Source organism: Pedococcus soli (assembly GCF_054782575.1).
Window position 1 is genome coordinate 202,926 of sequence record NZ_BAAGSF010000005.1, and the last position, 16,404, is coordinate 219,329.

At 72.1% G+C, this 16,404-nt stretch carries 17 protein-coding genes; 14 read left to right on the top strand and 3 right to left on the bottom strand.

The window, feature by feature from the left end:
• The first annotated feature begins 6 nt into the window (after nt 1–6).
• Genes ACYVKF_RS14045 through ACYVKF_RS14070 form a run of 6 tightly spaced genes read left to right on the top strand, consistent with a single transcriptional unit; the run spans nt 7 to nt 4,453 of the window.
• On the top strand, nt 7–228 hold the full coding sequence (locus tag ACYVKF_RS14045) for a DUF3046 domain-containing protein (RefSeq protein ID WP_056917694.1): 222 nt from the start codon (nt 7–9) through the stop codon (nt 226–228).
• Complete coding sequence (locus tag ACYVKF_RS14050) at nt 225–1,265, top strand: nitronate monooxygenase (protein WP_460967191.1); 1,041 nt, start codon at nt 225–227, stop codon at nt 1,263–1,265. The genes ACYVKF_RS14045 and ACYVKF_RS14050 overlap by 4 nt, the downstream gene beginning before the upstream one ends.
• A 33-nt stretch (nt 1,266–1,298) precedes the next feature.
• Nucleotides 1,299–2,234 (top strand): ABC transporter ATP-binding protein, encoded by a 936-nt coding sequence (locus ACYVKF_RS14055; RefSeq protein ID WP_056917693.1) that lies wholly within the window; start codon nt 1,299–1,301, stop codon nt 2,232–2,234.
• Nucleotides 2,234–3,079 carry an ABC transporter permease gene (locus ACYVKF_RS14060; protein ID WP_056917692.1) on the top strand — a complete coding sequence of 282 codons (846 nt, stop codon included), beginning with the start codon at nt 2,234–2,236 and terminating at the stop codon, nt 3,077–3,079. The genes ACYVKF_RS14055 and ACYVKF_RS14060 overlap by 1 nt, the downstream gene beginning before the upstream one ends.
• Entirely contained in the window at nt 3,076–3,930 is an 855-nt protein-coding gene (locus ACYVKF_RS14065; RefSeq protein ID WP_460967193.1) for an ABC transporter permease, read from the top strand. Before ACYVKF_RS14060 ends, ACYVKF_RS14065 begins: the two co-directional genes overlap by 4 nt.
• Before the next feature lie 55 nt (nt 3,931–3,985).
• Nucleotides 3,986–4,453, top strand: a complete 468-nt coding sequence (locus ACYVKF_RS14070) for a GNAT family N-acetyltransferase (protein ID WP_460967195.1) — start codon at nt 3,986–3,988, stop codon at nt 4,451–4,453.
• Here the strand turns inward: ACYVKF_RS14070 and ACYVKF_RS14075 are convergent.
• On the bottom strand, nt 4,450–6,909 hold the full coding sequence (locus tag ACYVKF_RS14075; RefSeq protein WP_460967197.1) for a caspase, EACC1-associated type: 2,460 nt from the start codon (nt 6,907–6,909) through the stop codon (nt 4,450–4,452). The two genes, ACYVKF_RS14070 and ACYVKF_RS14075, sit on opposite strands and share 4 nt — an antisense overlap.
• On the bottom strand, nt 6,885–7,292 hold the full coding sequence (locus tag ACYVKF_RS14080) for an effector-associated constant component EACC1 (protein WP_460967199.1): 408 nt from the start codon (nt 7,290–7,292) through the stop codon (nt 6,885–6,887). Before ACYVKF_RS14080 ends, ACYVKF_RS14075 begins: the two co-directional genes overlap by 25 nt.
• 271 nt (nt 7,293–7,563) lie before the next feature.
• Here ACYVKF_RS14080 and recA point away from each other — a divergent pair, with 271 nt between their 5' ends.
• The 7 genes from recA (at nt 7,564) to dapF (ending at nt 14,192) form a co-directional block, all read left to right on the top strand.
• Nucleotides 7,564–8,625, top strand: coding sequence for a recombinase RecA (recA, locus tag ACYVKF_RS14085; RefSeq protein WP_056917884.1), 1,062 nt, complete (start codon nt 7,564–7,566; stop codon nt 8,623–8,625).
• Nucleotides 8,626–8,658: 33 nt separating this feature from the next.
• Nucleotides 8,659–9,306 (top strand): regulatory protein RecX, encoded by a 648-nt coding sequence (locus ACYVKF_RS14090; RefSeq protein ID WP_056919978.1) that lies wholly within the window; start codon nt 8,659–8,661, stop codon nt 9,304–9,306.
• A gap of 56 nt (nt 9,307–9,362) precedes the next feature.
• Nucleotides 9,363–10,151: a YoaK family protein gene (locus ACYVKF_RS14095; RefSeq protein ID WP_460967201.1), complete on the top strand. Its 789-nt coding sequence runs from the start codon at nt 9,363–9,365 to the stop codon at nt 10,149–10,151.
• A gap of 97 nt (nt 10,152–10,248) precedes the next feature.
• A complete protein-coding gene (miaB, locus tag ACYVKF_RS14100) occupies nt 10,249–11,766 on the top strand; it encodes a tRNA (N6-isopentenyl adenosine(37)-C2)-methylthiotransferase MiaB (RefSeq protein ID WP_460967203.1) in 1,518 nt (505 codons plus the stop codon).
• A gap of 21 nt (nt 11,767–11,787) precedes the next feature.
• Nucleotides 11,788–12,384, top strand: coding sequence for a peptide deformylase (def, locus tag ACYVKF_RS14105; protein WP_460967204.1), 597 nt, complete (start codon nt 11,788–11,790; stop codon nt 12,382–12,384).
• Nucleotides 12,385–12,394: 10 nt separating this feature from the next.
• Nucleotides 12,395–13,336 carry a tRNA (adenosine(37)-N6)-dimethylallyltransferase MiaA gene (gene miaA, locus ACYVKF_RS14110; protein ID WP_460967206.1) on the top strand — a complete coding sequence of 314 codons (942 nt, stop codon included), beginning with the start codon at nt 12,395–12,397 and terminating at the stop codon, nt 13,334–13,336.
• Entirely contained in the window at nt 13,329–14,192 is an 864-nt protein-coding gene (gene dapF / locus ACYVKF_RS14115; protein ID WP_460967208.1) for a diaminopimelate epimerase, read from the top strand. Before miaA ends, dapF begins: the two co-directional genes overlap by 8 nt.
• Before the next feature lie 51 nt (nt 14,193–14,243).
• Here dapF and ACYVKF_RS14120 read toward each other — a convergent pair whose 3' ends face one another.
• The gene (locus ACYVKF_RS14120) at nt 14,244–14,861 is read right to left on the bottom strand and encodes a class I SAM-dependent methyltransferase (protein ID WP_460967210.1); all 618 of its coding nucleotides are present in this window, start codon (nt 14,859–14,861) and stop codon (nt 14,244–14,246) included.
• Nucleotides 14,862–14,945: 84 nt separating this feature from the next.
• On the opposite strand from ACYVKF_RS14120, the gene hflX reads away from it, so the two are divergent.
• Nucleotides 14,946–16,397 (top strand): GTPase HflX, encoded by a 1,452-nt coding sequence (gene hflX / locus ACYVKF_RS14125; RefSeq protein ID WP_056917682.1) that lies wholly within the window; start codon nt 14,946–14,948, stop codon nt 16,395–16,397.
• Nucleotides 16,398–16,404 lie beyond the last annotated feature (7 nt).

Below are 16,404 nucleotides of genomic sequence, written 5' to 3' on the forward strand. Positions count from 1 at the left end.
CGCGACGTGCGACTGAGCAAGTTCTGGGACCTGATGAACGACGAGTTCGGCGAGGGCTACGCCAGCTCCCTCGCCCGGCACCACGTGCTGGGCGTGCTCGGTGACCGCACGGCGCTCGAGGCGATCGAGGCGGGCGAGAGCCCGCGCAACGTCTGGGCGGCGATCTGCGACGCCATGGACGTGCCCGAGGCGCGTCGCCTCGGGGTGGAGCGGAAGCCCGCGCGGTGACGTCCGGGCGCACCGCGGTCGGGCCGCTCGTCCTCGCCCCCATGGCGGGCGGGCCGAGCACGGTGGCCCTCGCCGCGGCTGCCGCAGAGGGCGGCGTGTTCCCGTTCCTCGCCGGGGCCTACCTCGCTCCCGACCGCCTCGCCACCGACCTCGACGAGCTGCGCGACGCGTCGCCGCACCCGTTCGGGGTCAACGTCTTCGCGCCGTCCCCCGACCATCCCTCGATGCTCGAGGACGCCCACCGGTATGCCGCGCTGCTGGCTCCGTGGGCCGCCTCTGCCGGGGTGCGGCTGGGGGTGCCGCGGTACGACGACGACGCCTTCGCGGCGAAGGTCGACCTCCTCGTCGAGGCGGCCCCGGCGGTCGTGAGCTTCGCGTTCGGGTGGCCACCGGCCGAGGTGGTCGAGCGGCTGCAGGCGGTCGGCACGTTGGTGTGGGTGACCGTGAACGACCCCGCCGAGGCGGACTGGGCCCGCGAGCTCGGGGTCGACGGCCTCGTCGCGCAGGGCTGGGAGGCCGGGGGCCACCGAGGTGGGCCGGTCGACGCCGGCGAGCCGCAGCCCCTGGTCCGCGACCTCGTGACAGCCCTGGTGGCCCGGACCGACCTGCCCGTCGTCGCGACGGGAGGGGTGGTCGACGGCCGCGGAGCGGCCGACCTGCTGGCCCTGGGCGCATCCGCGGTGGCCCTGGGCACTGCGTTCCTCGCCTGCCCGGAAGCGGGTACGGCGCCGGTTCACGTGCACGCCCTGACCCACCGCGACGGCACCGTGGTCACTCGGGCGTTCACCGGTCGCAGCGCGCGGGCCCTCGCCACCACGTGGACGGACCTGTTCACCGAGGCCGCCCCCGCGGCATACCCGCACGTGCACCACGTGACCGCACCGTTGCGGGCGCACGGGAAGGCGACGGGGGAGGCCGAGCTCGTCCACCTGTGGGCGGGCACCGGGCACCGGCAGGTCCGGCCGCTGCCGGCGGCCGAGCTGGCTCGCACCCTCGTCGCCGAGCTCGAAGGGGCGCGCGACCCGAAAACCCGGTGAGCGGTGTCGGGGGACCTCGCTAGGTTGGGGCGAGTGAGTGGTGACGACGAGATCCTGCTGCGGGCGCGAGGGCTGACCAAGACGTTCGGGGACTTCACGGCGGTCGACGGGATCGACTTCGCGGTGCGCAAGGGGGAGTGCTTCGGGTTCCTCGGCCCGAACGGTGCCGGCAAGAGCTCGACGATGCGCATGGTCGGCTGCGTCTCGCCGGTGACCAGCGGTGAGCTGAGGCTGTTCGACCTCGACCCGGCCACGGACGGTCCGGCGATCCGCGCTCGCCTCGGCAGCTGCCCGCAGCGCGACACCCTCGACGAGGAGCTCACCGTCCAGGAGAACCTCTGGATCTACGGGCGGTACTTCGGCCTGTCCCGCAAGGAGGTCCGGTCCCGCGCGACCGAGTTGCTCGACTTCGCCCAGCTCACCGAGCGGGCCGGTGACAAGGTCGAGCCGCTCTCCGGCGGCATGAAGCGCCGACTCACCATCGCGCGCTCCCTCATCAACTCACCCGAGATCCTGCTGCTCGACGAGCCGACCACCGGGCTTGATCCCCAGGCCCGACACGTGTTGTGGGACAGGCTGTTCCGGCTCAAGCGGTCGGGGGTGACGCTCGTCCTCACGACCCACTACATGGACGAGGCCGAGCAGCTGTGCGACCGCCTCGTCGTCATGGACCACGGTCGGATCGTCGCCGAGGGGTCGCCGCGCCAGCTCATCGACGAGCACTCGACCCGCGAGGTGCTCGAGCTGCGGTTCGACGCCGACGACCACCACGGCCACGCCGACGCGGTCGCGGGGATCGGCGACCGCGTCGAGGTGCTGCCCGACCGGTTGCTCGTCTACGCCGACGACGGTGATGCCGCTGCCGCCCAGGTGCACGCCCGCGGCGTCCAGCCGCTCTCGTCCCTGGTCCGGCGCTCGACGCTCGAGGACGTGTTCCTCACCCTGACCGGGCGGACGCTGGTGGACTGATGGCCCTCGACGACCCGGTGACCCGTGACGACGCGCTCAGCCGCTCCACCCGCGGCCTGCGCGAACCCCTGTCGGCGACCGAGCGCGTCCTCGCCGTCGTCGGCTACCACGCGACCGTCTACTCGCGGACGTGGCGCGGCAGCATCATCTCCCGGCTCCTGTCGCCCGTGCTCTTCATGCTGTCCATGGGCATCGGCCTGGGCGCGCTGGTCGACGACCGGGCCGGGGGCATCGACGGCCGCCCCTACCTGCACTTCGTCGTCCCGGGCATCGTCGCCACGCAGACGATGTGGGTGGCGTGGAGCGAGTCGAGCTACCAGGTCCTCGGCTACATCAAGTGGAACATGGGGTACCACGCGCAGCTGGCGACGCCGCTGCGCGTGCGCGACGTCCTGGCCGGCCACTTCCTCGCGATCACCGGTCACCTGGTGGTGGCGACGACGCTGTTCATGGCGGTGGCCGCGCTGTTCGGCGGGTTCGACTCCTGGTGGGCGGTGGGGTGCCTGCCGATCGGGGTGCTCACCGGGTTGGCCTTCACGACACCGATCTTCGCGTTCACGGCGACCCAGGAGGGTGACAACGGCTTCAACATCCTCTACCGCTGGATCATCACCCCCCTCATGCTCTTCTCCGGCACGTTCTTCCCCGTCGACCAGCTCCCGGGGTGGATGCAGCCGGTCGCCTGGGTGACGCCGCTGTGGCACGGCGTCGAGGCCTGCCGGGCGGTGGCCGGGGGCTCGGTCGCGGTCCTGCCGTTCGTGGGCCACCTGCTCGTGCTGCTCGCGTATGCCGCCGCGGGCTGGCTCCTCGCCGAACGCACCTTCACGCGGAGGTTGGCCTCATGACGACGACGCGCACGACCCGACCCGCGCGACCCGGCGGCCGTCCCGGAGGTGTCGGGCGGCTGGCCCGCGCGCTGCCCCTGCCCGCGGGTGCGGGACTCGCGCGGATGCTCGTCGAGCGCAACATCACCTCGTTCCGACACGGTTGGATCGCGCTCGTCACCGGCTTCGCCGAGCCCGTGTTCTACCTGTTCTCCCTCGGCATCGGCATCGGCGCCCTGGTCCGCACCGTGACGACCGACTCGGGGATGACCGTCACCTACCCGCAGTTCGTCGCCCCGGCCCTGCTGGCCGCCTCGGCGATGAACGGCGCGGTCATGGACTCGACGTTCAACGTCTTCTTCAAGCTCAAGTACGCCAAGCTCTACGACGCAGTCCTCGCCACGCCCATGGGGCCGCGGGACGTCGCCGTGGGCGAGATCAGCTGGTCGCTCATCCGCGGCGGGATGTACTCCGCCGCGTTCCTCGTCGTGGCCCTCCTCGCCGGTGCGGTGCGGTCGTGGTGGGCCCTGCTCGCCCTGCCGGCCGCGATCTTCATCGGCTTCGCGTTCGCGGCCGTGGGGATGTTCGCGACGACGTTCATGCGCTCGTGGGTCGACTTCGACTACATCACCCTGGCGATCCAGCCGATGTTCCTGTTCTCGGCGACCTTCTTCCCCCTGTCGACCTATCCCGACGCCCTGCAGTGGTTCGTGCGCCTCACCCCGCTCTACCACGGGGTCGCGCTGGAGCGCGCCCTCATGCTCGGCGACGTCGGCTGGGGCGTGCTGGCCCACGTCGGCTACCTCGTGGTCCTCGGGGTCCTCGGTGTCGTGGGGGCCTCCCGGCGGCTCGAGCGCCTGCTGCTGTCCTGAGCTCGTCACGGGAGGGCGGCCTCGCGGGGCCGACCTCGACGCCTAGCATCGGCGCATGGACGAACCCGTGGACCAGGCCTCGGACGTGGTGCGTTCGGCGCCCTTCGCCGACCTCGACCGGCTCACGGCCTACGGGCTGTGGGCGCTGCGCTCGGAGGTCTTCGTCGTCGAGCAGGACTGTCCCTACCTCGACCTCGACGGCCGCGACCTCGCACCCCGCACGCGTCACCTCTGGATCGACCGGGCCGGTGCACCGGTGGCGACCCTGCGGGTGCTCGACGACGAGGCCGACGGTGGCGCCCTGCGCATCGGCAGGGTGGCGACGGCCCGCGCCTGGCGCGGCCGCGGCCTCGCCGCCCGTCTCGTCACTGCAGTCCTGGACGGGGCGGGGGAGCGGGACGTGGTGCTCGACGCCCAGTCCCACCTCGTCGACTGGTATGCCGCCTTCGGGTTCGTGCCGAGCGGGCGAGGGTTCGTCGAGGACGGCATCCCGCACACGCCGATGCGGCGGGTCGGCGGCTAGTCCGGAGGTCGGTCCTGCTCCTGGTTCTCGACCGGAGGGTCTTCGCCTCCCGGGCGGACGGCCACCGCGATGACCACGAAGGCGGCGAGGGCGAGCAGGGCGTACGGCACCCCATACAGCGGGAAGCCCCCGCGCCTGAGCAGGCGCCAGTAGGCGACGACCGTGCCGGCTGCCGCGAACGACCAGCCGACCAGCAGGAGGCGTCCCAGCACGCTGGGCCGCACCACGGTGGTCAGCAGCGGGGCGAGCACGACGAGGACGATCATCTCGATGTCGTGGGCGGCGTTCCCCGGCTGGGAGCTGCCCACGTTCGCCGCGGCCACCCGCACGAAGGGGACGGCTGCGAGGAGCCCGACCACCCCCGTCAGGGCGGCGCTGCTCCACGCGGGCGGCGCCACCACCAGGGAGTGCTCGCGGCGGAGGATGACGAGGGCCCCGGCCCCGACGACCACGAGGCCGATGAGGCCGCCGAACTCGAGGAAGAACCCTGCACCGAGGTTGGCGGTGCCCTCGGCGTGCCAGATGCGCGGAAGGTCCCACACGCCCCAGAGGGCAGCCGTCGCCGCGCCGGTGACCAGGGCAGGTCCGACGTGCGTCCACCGGTGCAGCCGCAGGGTGAGGATGCCGCCGGCCAGGCCGACGAAGCCGGGGAACAACCAGGCCCACACGAGGTCGGGCTCCACCAGGGCCTGCGTACCACCCGTGAACCGCACCGCGAAGGTCGCGACGATGGCACTCCCCGAGCTCACGACCGCTGCGCGTCCGACGGCCCGAGCCCGCGGCGACGGGGCAGCCGGGGACGGCCCTGTTCCTGCGCCGCCGGGGGCGCGGAGTCGACCCAGGAGCGCCGTCACCCCCCCGGCCAGGGTCGTCAGGCAGCCCGCCAGGGCGACCCAGATCCCGACGTCGACCTCGCTCGACCCCAGGTCGGAGGACACGTCGAGGATCATCACCAGGGCGACCGCCGCTGCGACCGCTGCGGCTGACACCACCCAGCGCCAGGGCGCGAAGAGTGCGCGGAGGTACAGGGTGCCGAGCGCCACGACGATGCCGACCGCACCCACGACGAGGAGGACCGTGGACAGCCGCGGGTCGAACGCGTGCGCGTCGTCGCCGCGGACGAAGTACGGCAGGAGGGCGGAGAGCAGCGTCAGGGCGCCACCGGTGAGGGCCGTCCGACCGGCCGAGACCCGCTGGCGGGCCGCGCGTGGGTCGTGCGCCGCCGACCCCGCCGACTCCGCGACCGACCCGGTGACCACTGGCGTGACCGACCCGGTGACCACTGGCGTGGCGGACGGGGTGGCCAAGGGGGCGGGGGACGGGGTGGCCCTGGCGGTGGCGGCGCGCCGCTCCGTCCGTGGAGCGGCGGGGGCCCGTGCCGGGGTGGCCGGGGGCGCGGTGTCCTCGGGTCGGGAGTCGTCCCGCGGCGGGGACTCAGTCACGGTCTCGGTCACAGGCGTCGGCACCGTCGGGTGACCCGGGTCGAGAGCGGCGCGGGCCGCGTCGGCCACGTAGGACGTGTCGGAGCGCGCGATGGCCTCCAGCGCCTCGCGGGCACCCAGGGAGACACCCGGGTCGACGTTCGCGAGGCGCGCCCGCAGCTCACCGACCGCTCCCAGCCGGGTGTACATGTTGTCGTCCTCCACGGCCGCCCGGAGGTCCGGTGGCAGGGGGACCGCCCGGACCCGCTTGCGCCGGCTCCTCGCGACGTAGAGCTCGCCCTGGAGCTCGATGTCCCGGCTGGGCGTCTGGTTCGGGTTCTGCGCTCGGACCTGGTCGAACACGTAGTCGTAGAGCTCGTTCAGCGAGACCAGACCGTCCTCGTCCCGGTCGGCGGCGCCGGTGCTGAGGCCCTGGACCAGCGCGGCGGTGAACACCGACGGCTGGACCTGGTCGTCGGTGGCCAGCGCGCTGCCCTCGAACGCGTACTCCATCGCGCTGGACGCGGTGATGACCGCGCGGCCGCGGCCGCCGCCCAGCTTCCCGGCGGGGAAGCTGTCGAGCACGTTCGCCGGGCCGGCGGCCCGGACCGCGACCCCTTCCCCGAAGGCGCCGCCGTAGCAGCAGTCGAGGAACAGCACGATGCTGCGAGCCCTGGATCCCCGCATGCACCGCTGGACGAAGTCGGCGGAGACGGCGGTGGACGCCAGCCGGTCCGGGCGGGTGTTGGTCGCGGCGAGGAACAGCTCCCCGGAGTCGCTCTTGAGTCCGTGGCCGGAGAAGTGCAGGAGGAGCAGGTCCTCGGGCCGTCCTTCCGCGAACAGGTCCTCCACCTGGGCCTGCACGGCGTGGGAGGGCGCGTTGTGCACGACGCGGACCTCGAACCCCCCGACCTGGGGATCGCCCAGCACGGCGGCCAGCGCCTCCTCGTCCGCCGCGGGGGCCTGCAACCGGCTCAGCCCGGTGTGCTCGAACTCGTCGCTCGCGACGATCAGGGCGGTGCGTCGGCCGTCCACGACGGCGCCTTCCCTGCGTGGCGGGCCAGGAAGAGGGACACCAACCGGTCGTTCTCGGCCGGGGTCGCGCCGGACAGCTCGAGGACGTCACCCTCGAGCTCGAGGTGGATGCTGCGCGGCGCCTCGTGCCCCCGGTCGAGCCAGGCCCGGACCGCCGCGACCAGGGCGGTGAGGCCGCCGGACCCCATGAGGGCCACGACGAGGGTGCTAACGGTGGGGGCGTCGACACCGCGGGCGCCGGGAGGAGCGTGCTGCGGCGGGCCGGGGCGCACGTCCGCGCCGTCGAGCTGCCCGAGCTCGTCACGCAACAGCCGGGCGAGCTGGTCGAGACGGGCCCGGTCGGACCCGGCTTCGGCCAGCGTCAGGTGCACCGTGGGCTCCATCGGCCCGCCTCCTGGCTCGTGTTCCCTGCACCACCGATGCTACTGCTGCCGACCCGCGGCGTGTCGCGCGTGTCGTGTCGGACTTCGAACAGATGTTCGGTATGTTCGTCCACAGGTGGAACCCCCGCAGGACCACCGTCCACAGGCCGCAGACCGGCCCGGGACGGCTGTCGGTGGAGACACCTAGCGTCTGACCCGACAGCAGCTGACAGCGACCGGGTCGAAGGCAGGCGCGCCCGACTCGACATGGAAAGAAGGAACGGTGGCCAAGATGTCCGGTGGCAACACTGCAACAGTGGACCAGAAGGCGAAGTCGCTCGACTCCGTCATGGGGCAGATCGAGAAGAACTTCGGCAAGGGCGCCGTGATGCGCCTCGGCGACGACGTCCGTCCGCCCATCGACGTGATCCCCACGGGGTCGATCGCGCTCGACGTGGCCCTCGGTATCGGCGGGCTCCCGCGCGGTCGGGTCGTGGAGATCTACGGGCCGGAGTCCTCCGGCAAGACGACCGTCGCCCTGCACGCCGTGGCCAGTGCCCAGCGGGCCGGTGGCATCGCGGCGTTCATCGACGCCGAGCACGCCCTCGACCCCGACTACGCCAAGAAGCTCGGTGTCGACACCGACGCCCTCCTCGTCAGCCAGCCCGACACGGGCGAGCAGGCGCTCGAGATCGCCGACATGCTGATCCGCTCCGGCGCCATCGACATCATCGTCATCGACTCGGTCGCAGCCCTCGTGCCGCGCGCCGAGATCGAGGGCGAGATGGGCGACAGCCACGTGGGCCTGCAGGCGCGCCTGATGTCCCAGGCCCTGCGCAAGCTCACCGGTGCCCTGAACACCACCGGCACCACGGCGATCTTCATCAACCAGCTCCGCGAGAAGATCGGCGTCATGTTCGGCTCGCCCGAGACGACCACGGGTGGCAAGGCGCTGAAGTTCTACGCCTCGGTCCGCCTGGACGTCCGCCGCATCGAGACGCTCAAGGACGGCAGCGAGCCCGTCGGCAACCGCACCCGCGTCAAGGTCGTCAAGAACAAGGTGGCCCCGCCGTTCAAGCAGGCCGAGTTCGACATCCTCTACGGGCAGGGCATCTCCCGCGAAGGTGGCCTCATCGACATGGGTGTCGAGCACGGCTTCGTCCGCAAGGCCGGCGCCTGGTACACCTACGAGGGCGACCAGCTCGGCCAGGGCAAGGAGAACGCGCGCCAGTTCCTCAAGGACAACCCCGACCTCGGCAACGAGATCGAGAAGAAGGTCAAGGAGAAGCTCGGCATCGGACCGCAGGTCGACAAGCCTGCCGACGCGATCCCCGAGGTCCCGGTCGAGTTCTGAGCCGCGGCTCACCCGACCGACGACTGAACCCGCATGACTGATCGACACGCTGCGGCAAGGGCTGCCCTCGAGGCCGCCCTTGCCGCAGCGTCGTCCGGCCCGGCAGCACCCGAGCCCGCCCGCCGCCCGCGCCGCTCGAAGGCCTGGCAACCCATCCCCGGTGACCCCGAGAGCGACCTGCAGACCCGCGACTCCGAGCCGGATGCCCACGACGTCGCCCGCCAGATCGTGCTGCGACAGCTGGCCATGGCGCCACGGAGCCGCAAGCAGCTGCGCGACAAGCTCAAGCAGCGGGAGTGCCCCGACGACGTCGCCGAGGCCGTGCTCGACCGGATGACCGAGGTCGGCCTGATCGACGACGAGGCGTTCGCAGGCATGCTGGTGCGGTCGCAGCAGGCCGGTCGTGGACTGGCCAAGCGCGCCCTGGCCCGCGAGCTGCGGACCAAGGGTGTCGACGACGAGACCGCCCGAGCCACGCTCGACGCGATCGACCCGAATGCCGAGCGCGACCAGGCCGAGCGCCTCGTCGCCAAGAAGCTGCGCTCCATGCACGGGCTCGACGTGCTCGTGCAGAAGCGCCGACTGGCCGGGATGCTGGCCCGCAAGGGGTACCCGGCCGACCTGTCGATGGCCGTCATCCGCGACGCCCTGGCGCAGGCGCAGGAGCACCAACGCGACTGAGTGACCAGGTCCTGCGAGTGGGCGGACAGGTCCGCGCACGCACCTAGGCTGCAGTCGTGGAGCCCCTGCCGCACGTCCGACCGAGCCAAGCTCGGTCGAGCCTGGCTCGGCGTGCCCGGGCCTACCTGGTCGATGCCGCCGACGCCGCGCGTTCCGAGCAGGCCAACCGCCACCTGGCCAACCTGCTCGCCCTCATCGCAGGCACGCTGAACTCCGTCGGCTTCGTCGCGGTCTCGGTCTACACCTCGCACATGACCGGGCTCACCGCATCGGTGGCCGACCACCTCGTGCTCGGGGCCTACTCGGTGGTCGGGGTGGGGCTGTTGGCGATCGGGTCTTTCGTCCTCGGGGCGATGGCCTGCGCCGTCCTGTTCAACTGGGGCCGTCGTCGCGGGTTGCGGGGGAGGTACGCGAACGTCCTGGTCGTCGAGGCCCTGCTCGTGCTCGTCTTCGGTGGTGCGGCCGACCTGCTGGTGTGGCGCCACCGCACCATGGTGTTCGTGGCCGTGCTCTGCTTCACCATGGGCCTGCAGAACGCCATCATCACCAAGATCTCGCAGGCCCAGATCCGGACCACGCACGTGACCGGCATGGTCACCGACATCGGGATCGAGCTCGGCAAGCTCGTCTACCGCAGCCGGCGCGCCGGGCTGGAGCCGGTGCGGGCCGACCTGTCGAAGCTGTCGATGCTCTCGGTGCTCGTCGGACTGTTCTTCGTCGGCGGGCTCGTCGGTGCAGCGGGCTACCTCGCGATCGGCTTTCCCGTGCTGCTCGTCCCGGCCGTGGTGCTGCTCGCGGTGGCCCTGCCACCCGTCCTGGCCGACCTGCGCCGCATCCGCAGCTGACCGCCCGTCGTCAACCGGCCACCGGGGGAGCCCACGCCGTGGACATGGGGGAGCGCGACGCCCGGGAACGCCGGCACCACGTACCCTTGCCGGTGCGATGACCACACAGACGACGCAGAAGACCTACGACGTGCGCACCCACGGGTGCCAGATGAACGTGCACGACTCCGAGCGCCTCGCCGGCCTGCTCGAGACGGCCGGGTACGTCGACGTCAACAGCGTGCCCGCGGGCGAGCGCCCGTCCGCTGCGGACGTGGTCGTGTTCAACACCTGCGCCGTGCGCGAGAACGCCGACAACAAGCTGTACGGCAACCTCGGCCAGCTGCGACCCGAGAAGACCGCGAACCCCGACATGCAGATCGCGGTCGGTGGGTGCATGGCCCAGAAGGACCGCGCCACCATCGTCGAGCGCGCGCCCTGGGTGGACGTCGTGTTCGGCACCCACAACATCGGCAGCCTCCCGGCGCTGCTCGAGCGGGCCCGCCACAACCGCGAGGCGCAGGTCGAGATCCTCGAGAGCCTCGAGGTCTTCCCGTCGACGCTGCCGACGCGGCGTGACTCCGCCTACGCCGGCTGGGTCTCGATCTCGGTGGGCTGCAACAACACCTGCACGTTCTGCATCGTCCCGAGCCTGCGCGGCAAGGAGGCCGACCGCCGTCCGGGCGACGTCCTCGCCGAGGTGAAGGCGCTCGTCGAGCAGGGCGTCGTCGAGGTGACGCTGCTCGGCCAGAACGTCAACACCTACGGCGTGGAGTTCGGCGACCGGCTGGCGTTCGGCAAGCTCCTGCGGGCCTGTGGCGAGATCGAGGGCCTGGAGCGGGTGCGCTTCACGAGCCCTCACCCGGCTGCGTTCACCGACGACGTCATCGCCGCGATGGCCGAGACCCCCAACGTCATGCCCAGCCTGCACATGCCCCTGCAGTCGGGGTCCGACCGCGTCCTCAAGGAGATGCGCCGCTCCTACCGCAGCGCCAAGTTCCTCGGCATCCTGGACAAGGTCCGCGCGCAGATCCCGGACGCCGCGATCACCACGGACATCATCGTCGGCTTCCCGGGCGAGACCGAGGCCGACTTCGAGGAGACCCTGCGCGTCGTGCGCGAGTCACGGTTCTCGAGCGCGTTCACGTTCCAGTACTCCATCCGCCCCGGCACGCCGGCCGCGACCATGCCCGACCAGCTGCCGAAGGCCGTGGTGCAGGAGCGCTACATGCGCCTGCTCGCCGTGCAGGAGGAGGTCTCCTGGGCGGAGAACCGTCGCCTCGAGGGCCGTGAGGTCGAGGTGCTCGTGGCGACCGGCGAAGGTCGCAAGGACACCGCGACCCACCGCCTCTCCGGCCGTGCACGCGACAACCGCCTGGTCCACTTCGCCGTGCCCGAGGGTGCCGAACGCCCCCGCCCGGGCGACCTGGTCACCGTCGGGGTCACGTATGGCGCCCCGCACCACCTCGTCGCCGACGCCGCCCTGGAGGGGGGCGCCTGGTTGGTGCGCCGCACCGCCGGTGGCGACGCGTGGGCCGCGCTGCAGGACTCCCCGGTGCCCGGGAAGCCGGCGGTCTCGCTCGGCATGCCCAGCGTCGGCCGACCCGCCGCGGCACCCGCACCCGCCTGCGGCTGACGATCTGGAAGACTCCTGCGCATGACGATCCGGCCCATCGTGATCCTCGGGGAGCCCGTGCTCCACCGACGTGCCGAACCCGTGACGGCGTTCGACGCAGACCTCGCCGAGCTCATCTCCGACATGTTCGAGACCATGGACGCCGCGAACGGTGTCGGCCTCGCGGCTCCGCAGATCGGAGTCGGGCTGCGGGTGTTCACCTGGCAGATGGACAACGACGACGACGTCCCGACGCGGGGCGTGATCGTCAACCCGTTCGTCAGCCCGAGCAAGCCGGCCCAGGAGGACCCCGACCCGCACGAGGAGGTGGAGGGCTGCCTCTCGGTACCGGGGGAGAGCTTCCCGCTCAAGCGGGGTGAGCTCGCCACGGTGACCGGGTTCGACGGCGAGGGCAACGAGATCGCGTTCGAGGCCTCGGGATGGTTCGCGCGGTGCATGCAGCACGAGTACGACCACCTCAACGGTTTCCTCTACCTCGACCGGCTCAACGACAAGTGGGGCAAGAAGGCGCGCAAGGCCACGAAGAAGGCCGGCTGGGGCAAGCCGGGCAGCAGCTGGATGCCCGGGGTCGACCCGGACCCCTTCGGCCACGACGCACCCGACGACCACGACCTGTGACGTCGTACCGGTGACGCGACCCCTGGTCGTCGCTGTCGTCGGCGCCACGGCGACCGGCAAGTCCGACCTCGGCCTCGACCTGGCCGAAGCCCTCGGCGGCGAGGTCGTCAACGCGGACGCCAGCCAGCTCTACCGGGGGATGGACATCGGCACGGCCAAGCTGGCTCCGACCGAGCGGCGCGGCATACCCCACCACCAGCTGGACGTCCTCGAGGTGACCGACGAGGCCTCGGTGGCGGCGTACCAGGCGTCGGCGCGCGAGGACCTCGCCGCGATCCAGTCGCGTAGCCACCACCCGGTCGTCGTGGGCGGGTCGGGGCTGTACGTCCGGGCGGCGCTCGACGTCCTCGAGATCCCTCCGACCGATCCGGCAGTGCGCGCGCGGCTCGAGGCGCAAGCGGCAGAGCTCGGTGCCGCCGCGATGGCCGAGCGACTGCGTGCCGTGGATCCCGTGGCGATGCAACAGATCGAGCCCAACAACGTCCGCCGTATGGTGCGCGCGCTCGAGGTCGTGGAGCTCACCGGACGGCCGTTCTCGGCGACGATGCCGCGGCGTGAGTTCGTGCAGCCCACCGTGGTCGTGGGCCTGAGGGTGGCCCGTCCCGAGCTCGACGCCCGCATCGCCACGCGCGTGGACGCCATGTGGGAGCACGGTCTGCTCGACGAGGTGCGGGACCTCGCCCGGGTCGGGCTCCGGGAGGGTCGGACCGCGTCACGGGCCCTGGGGTACGCCCAGGCGCTCGCCGAGCTCGACGGCCGGCTCGACGGCGCCCAGGCGAGGGAGGAGACCGTCACGCTCACCCGCCGGTTCGCGCGCCGCCAGGAGTCGTGGTTCGGTCCGGACCACCGGATCCACTGGCTCGACGCCGGGATCGCGGACCGCGAGGACCTCACGGCGCGGGCGCTGGCCGCGGTACGGGCGGCGATCAGGGACAATGGTGGGCATGGCTGACCAGACCCCCTTCACCAAGGGACACGGGACCGAGAACGACTTCGTCCTCGTGCCCGACCTCGAGGGGGCCCGCCCGATCACCGCCGAGCAGGCCGCCCGGCTCGCCGACCGCCGCGCCGGCATCGGTGGCGACGGGGTCATCCGGGTGGTCCCGACGTCGTTCGCCTCCGAACCCGAGGTGCTCTCCCAGGCGGGTGCCGCCCGGTGGTTCATGGACTACCGCAACGCCGACGGCAGCATCGCCGAGATGTGCGGCAACGGCACCCGCGTGTTCGCCGCCTACCTGCGTCGCGAAGGCCTGGAGACGGCTGACGAGTTCGCCATCGCGACCCGTGCCGGGGTGAAGGTCGTCCGGTTCGAGCGACCCGACCTCATCGCCGTCGACCTCGGCACGTGGCGCCTCGCCCAGCCGCAGATCGCGGACGCCGAGGGGTTCGACGCCCTGGTGCACCTCGACGGACACGAACCGCTGTCGGCCCTGACGCTCGACCTCGGCAACCCGCACACCGTCGTGGCCCTGCCCGAGGCGGTCGACCTCGACGCGCTCGACCTGTTCCACGGGCCCGTGGTCAACCCGGAGCCGGAGCACGGCACGAACATCGAGTTCGTCCGGCCCATGGGAGCCGGGCACATCCGGATGCGGGTGCATGAGCGCGGCGTCGGGGAGACCCGCTCGTGCGGCACCGGCGCGGCGGCAGCAGCCCTCGCGACCCGTTTCTGGGCCGGCGACCGGGGCGACTCGTGGACGGTCGACGTCCCCGGCGGCCGCCTCCAGGTACGGATGCTGCCGGACCGTCACGTCGAGCTCGCCGGACCGGCGCTGCTCGTGGCCGACGGCACCACCTCGCTGGTCTAGCCTCGCCGCTCGGGCAGCCGCGGCCCTGATCGCGTCCGGGGACGGGTGCTCTCAGGCGGTGCGGCGGACCTCGAGGACCCGGAAGCCCTTGTCGAGGGCGAAGCGCCCCACCACATACGCGTCGGCAGGGAGCTGCTCACCGAGCCACTTCTGGAGCGAGTCCGAGCCGAGGTTCTTCTGCACGACGAGGTAGGCGGCGCCGCCCACCGCCAGGCGGGGGAGCCACGTGAGCAGCATGTCGTGCAGGACGGCCTTGCCCACCCGGATCGGTGGGTTGGACCAGATCGCGGCGAACTCCACGTCGGCGGGCACGTCCCCGGGCCGGCAGGCGTGCACCGAACCGAGGTCCAGCGACGCCGCGGTGGTGCGGAGCAGGTCCAGGGCCCGCTCGTTGACGTCGACGCCGTACACGGTCGCCCCGGGCGACCGCAGGGCCAGGGTCAGGGTGATCGGGCCCCAGCCGCAGCCGAGGTCGAGCAGCGCCCCGGTCTTGGGCGGGGCCGGTGCCTCCCGCAGGAGGACAGCGGTGCCCTTGTCGATCCCGTCGGGGCTGAAGATGCCTGCCGCGGTGCGCACGGTGACCTCGCGCCCGGCGAGCTCGACGGTCGTGGAGCGCTGCTGCGCCGCGCTGACCGGCTCGGCGGTGAAGTAGTGGTCGTGGTCGTTCATCGGGGCCAACGCTAGGGCCACCCAGGGGGTGGGGACATAAACGGGTCGCCGCTGCCGTTGAATCGGTGAGACCCTGAGGGAGACATGACACCACGCTCTGACATCTTCGACTTCCGCGCCACCGCGCTCTCCGACGAGGACGACACGCTCGTCACCGGTGAGGAGCACGGCTTCGACGGCGACCAGTACGACCGAGAGGACCGCGCGGCCCTGCGCCGCGTCGCCGGGCTGTCCACCGAGCTCGAGGACGTCACCGAGGTCGAGTACCGCCAGCTGCGCCTCGAGCGCGTCGTGCTCGCCGCCGTGTGGACCGAGGGCTCCGCCGAGGACGCCGACAACTCGTTGCGCGAGCTCGCCGCCCTGGCCGAGACCGCCGGGTCGACGGTGCTCGCCGGCCTCGTCCAGCGCCGCTCCAAGCCCGACACCGGCACCTACCTCGGTTCGGGCAAGGCGATCGAGCTGCGCGACATCGTCATCGCCGAGGGCGCCGACACGGTCATCTGCGACACCGAGCTGACGCCGTCGCAGCGGCGTGCGCTGGAGGACGTGGTCAAGGTCAAGGTCATCGACCGGACGGCCCTGATCCTCGACATCTTCGCCCAGCACGCCAAGTCCAAGGAGGGCAAGGCGCAGGTCGAGCTGGCCCAGCTGCAGTACCTCCTGCCGCGCCTGCGTGGCTGGGGTGAGTCGATGTCCCGCCAGGCCGGTGGCCAAGCGGCAGGCGGCCAGGGCATGGGTTCGCGCGGTCCGGGTGAGACGAAGATCGAGCTCGACCGTCGCCGGATCAACACGCGGATGGCCAAGCTGCGCCGCGAGATCAAGGAGATGAAGACCAGTCGCGACACGCGCCGCCTGAGCCGCAAGGCCCACGAGGTGTCCAGCGTCGCCATCGCCGGGTACACCAACGCCGGCAAGTCCTCGCTGCTCAACCGCCTCACGGGGGCCGGTGTCCTCGTCGAGAACCAGCTGTTCGCCACCCTCGACCCGACGGTCCGTCGCGCCGAGACCGAGGACGGTCGCCTCTACACCCTCGCCGACACGGTGGGCTTCGTCCGGCAGCTGCCGACGCAGCTGGTCGAGGCGTTCCGGTCGACGCTCGAGGAGGTGGCCGATGCCGACCTGCTCCTGCACGTCGTCGACGGTTCGCACCCCGACCCCGAGGGCCAGATCAGCGCCGTGCGGGCGGTCCTCGCCGACGTCGACGCCGCGGACGTCAAGGAGGTCATCGTCGTCAACAAGGCCGATGCCGCCGACCCGGAGGTGCTCGACCGGCTCCGTCGCCACGAGAAGCACTGCATCGTCGTCTCGGCCCGCACGGGTGCCGGGCTCGCCGAGCTGCGTGCCCTCATCGCCGACGAGCTGCCCCGGCCCGACATCGACGTCGAGGTGCTGCTGCCGTACGACCGCGGTGACCTGGTGAGCCGCCTCCACGAGGAGGCCGAGGTGCTCTCCAGCGAGCACACCGAACGCGGCACGCACGTCAAGGCGCGCGTCCACCCCGAGCTCGCGTCCGAGCTCGCGGACTTCGCCGCCTGACGGGGAG

Bases quoted from the DNA above. Each gene is read 5' to 3' on its own strand.
- dapF (WP_460967208.1), top strand. From the start codon at position 13,329: ATGGCTGACCAGACCCCCTTCACCAAGGGACACGGGACCGAGAACGAC.
- ACYVKF_RS14080 (WP_460967199.1), bottom strand. From the start codon at position 7,292: ATGGAGCCCACGGTGCACCTGACGCTGGCCGAAGCCGGGTCCGACCGG.
- hflX (WP_056917682.1), top strand. From the start codon at position 14,946: ATGACACCACGCTCTGACATCTTCGACTTCCGCGCCACCGCGCTCTCC.
- recA (WP_056917884.1), top strand. From the start codon at position 7,564: ATGTCCGGTGGCAACACTGCAACAGTGGACCAGAAGGCGAAGTCGCTC.
- ACYVKF_RS14070 (WP_460967195.1), top strand. From the start codon at position 3,986: ATGGACGAACCCGTGGACCAGGCCTCGGACGTGGTGCGTTCGGCGCCC.
- ACYVKF_RS14060 (WP_056917692.1), top strand. From the start codon at position 2,234: ATGGCCCTCGACGACCCGGTGACCCGTGACGACGCGCTCAGCCGCTCC.
- def (WP_460967204.1), top strand. From the start codon at position 11,788: ATGACGATCCGGCCCATCGTGATCCTCGGGGAGCCCGTGCTCCACCGA.
- ACYVKF_RS14120 (WP_460967210.1), bottom strand. From the start codon at position 14,861: ATGAACGACCACGACCACTACTTCACCGCCGAGCCGGTCAGCGCGGCG.
- miaB (WP_460967203.1), top strand. From the start codon at position 10,249: ATGACCACACAGACGACGCAGAAGACCTACGACGTGCGCACCCACGGG.
- ACYVKF_RS14065 (WP_460967193.1), top strand. From the start codon at position 3,076: ATGACGACGACGCGCACGACCCGACCCGCGCGACCCGGCGGCCGTCCC.
- ACYVKF_RS14090 (WP_056919978.1), top strand. From the start codon at position 8,659: ATGACTGATCGACACGCTGCGGCAAGGGCTGCCCTCGAGGCCGCCCTT.